2 protein-coding genes are annotated in these 2,331 nt (G+C 65.6%); one reads left to right on the forward strand and one right to left on the reverse strand.

Features of this window, described 5'->3' with window-relative positions; translation table 11 throughout:
- Positions 1–1,600, forward strand: a 1,600-nt coding sequence (locus tag ACTHLF_RS09300) for a 3'-5' exonuclease (RefSeq protein ID WP_440326820.1), incomplete at its 5' end; no start/stop codon positions are given.
- Positions 1,601–1,719: 119 nt separating this feature from the next.
- On the opposite strand, the gene ACTHLF_RS09305 is transcribed toward ACTHLF_RS09300, so the two are convergent.
- Positions 1,720–2,331: AI-2E family transporter (locus ACTHLF_RS09305; protein ID WP_440326822.1), on the reverse strand; the 612-nt coding region annotated here is incomplete at its 5' end.

Consider the following 2,331-nt stretch of genomic DNA (forward strand, 5'->3'; position numbering starts at 1 on the left):
CCGCAACCTGGTAGGCAAGGCGAAGAACGCCGGCCTCACCCCGGACGAAGCCATGGCCGCCGCGCGCACCGCGCGCGAGATGGAAGCCGCGACCATCTACGACCTGTACCAGCAGCGCCTGGCCGCGTTCAACGCGGTGGACTTCGACGACCTGATCCGCCTCCCGCTCACCATCCTGGAGAGCGATGACGAAGCGCGAGCCATCTGGCAGGAGCGCCTGCGCTACCTGCTGGTCGACGAATACCAGGACACCAACGACGCGCAGTACCGCTTGCTGAAAGCCATCGCCGGGCCCAAGGCGCGCTTCACCTGCGTGGGCGACGACGACCAGAGCATCTACGCCTGGCGTGGCGCGAACCCCGAGAACATCGACCAGCTCGGCCGCGATTACCCGCACCTGCAGGTCATCAAGCTCGAACAGAACTACCGCTGCGCCAAGCGCATCCTTCGCGCCGCCAACAAGCTCATCGCGAACAACCCGCACGTGCACGAGAAGCGCCTGTGGAGCGACCATATCGAAGGGCCGCCCATCCGCGTCATCGAGTGCAAGAACAACGACCACGAAGCGGAGAAGATCGCCGCCATCGCCTCGAGCCTGCACGAGCGCTACAAGGACAAGGGCTGCCGCTGGGATGATTTCTGCATCCTTTACCGCGGAAACTTCCAGGCGCGCCCGATCGAAAAGGCATTGCGGCTAGCGCGCGTGCCATACCACCTGAGCGGTGCGCTCTCGTTCCTCGACCGCGCGGAAGTGAAGGACATCCTGAGCTACCTGCGCCTGCTCACGAACCCCACGGACGATGCGGCCTTCCTGCGCATCGTCAACACGCCGAAGCGCGAGATTGGTGCAACTTCGCTGGAAAAGCTGGGCGAGATGGCCCAGGCACGGAACGCCTCGCTGCTGGATGCCGCGCGCAGCGACAGCGCGCTGAAGAACATCGCTCCGCGGCCGGCTTCCGCCCTGGCCGGTTTCGCCCGCCTGATGGACGAGCTGCGCAGCCATGCCGTCCACGAAAGCGCCGCCGACCTCGTCACCACGGTGATCGAGAAGACCGGTTATGGCGCGCACGTGGCGGCGAGCACGACGGATGAAGTGTTGCGCGAGCGGCGCATGGGCAACCTGCGCGAACTGATCGACTGGTTCCGCGCGATGGGCCGTGATGGCGGCCGCACGGGCGATATCGCGCAGCAGCTTGCGCTGCTGAGCCATGCCGATCGCGACGACCCCGGCAATGCGTTGCGCATGATGACCCTGCATTCGGCGAAGGGCCTGGAATTCCGCTTCGTCTTCATCGTGGGCTGCGAAGACGGCACCCTGCCCCATGAAGGCGCGATCGACGAAGGCCGCCTGGATGAAGAACGGCGACTGATGTACGTGGGCATCACCCGCGCCAAGGAAATGCTGACGCTGTCGTTCTCCGCGCGCTCGCGCAAATACGGCGAGGTGCTGAACAATGACCCGAGCCGATTCCTCGACGAACTACCGGATGACGACCTGCACTGGGACGGGCAGGACCCGGAAGCCGATGCCGAAGTGAAGAAGGAAACCGCGGAGTCGCACATGGCCCGCATCCGGGCGATGCTGGCGGGCAACGGCTAAAGCCGTCGGATCTCATTGTAGGAGCCCACCCTGTGGGCGACAGCGTTCGCGGAAGAGCAACAGGGCCTGTGACGCGGTCGCAAAAGATGTCGCCCACAGGGTGGGCTCCTACGACACGCTCAGATCAGGTTTTCCGCCTCGAGCTCGCTCTTCAGGTACGCGTAGTAGATCGGCCCGGCCACCAGGCCGCCGATGCCGAACGCGGCCTCGAACACCAGCATCGCCACCAGCAGCTCCCACGTGCGCGCGCGGATCTGCCCGCCGACGATGCGCGCGTTGAGGAAGTATTCGAGCTTGTGCACGACCACGAGGAAGCCCAGTGCGGCGACGCCGACCCACAGGCTGACCGAGAGCGCGGCGATCGTCACCAGCGTGTTCGAGATCAGGTTGCCGACCACGGGCAGCAGGCCGACCACGAAGGTCACGATCACCAGCGTTTTCGCCAGTGGGACATGGATACCCATGATGGGCAACGCGATGAGCAGGAACACGGCCGCCAGCGAGGTGTTGATGGCCGAGATCTTCAGCTGGGCGAAGATGATGTTGTGGAAGGCCTCCGCGAGGCGCGTGGCCCGCACGGACAACTCGTAAGCGAGCGGCCGCGACGGCCGCCCACCGCTGCCATGCGACACGGCCACGATGGCGCCCAGCACCAGGCCGATCAGGATATGCGCGAACACCCGCGCGGCCGTCGTGCCCATCAGGCGCAGGTCGCCCGAGTGCTCATGTGC

The sequence above is a fragment of the Luteibacter sp. genome, assembly GCF_051958795.1.
Lineage (GTDB): Bacteria > Pseudomonadota > Gammaproteobacteria > Xanthomonadales > Rhodanobacteraceae > Luteibacter.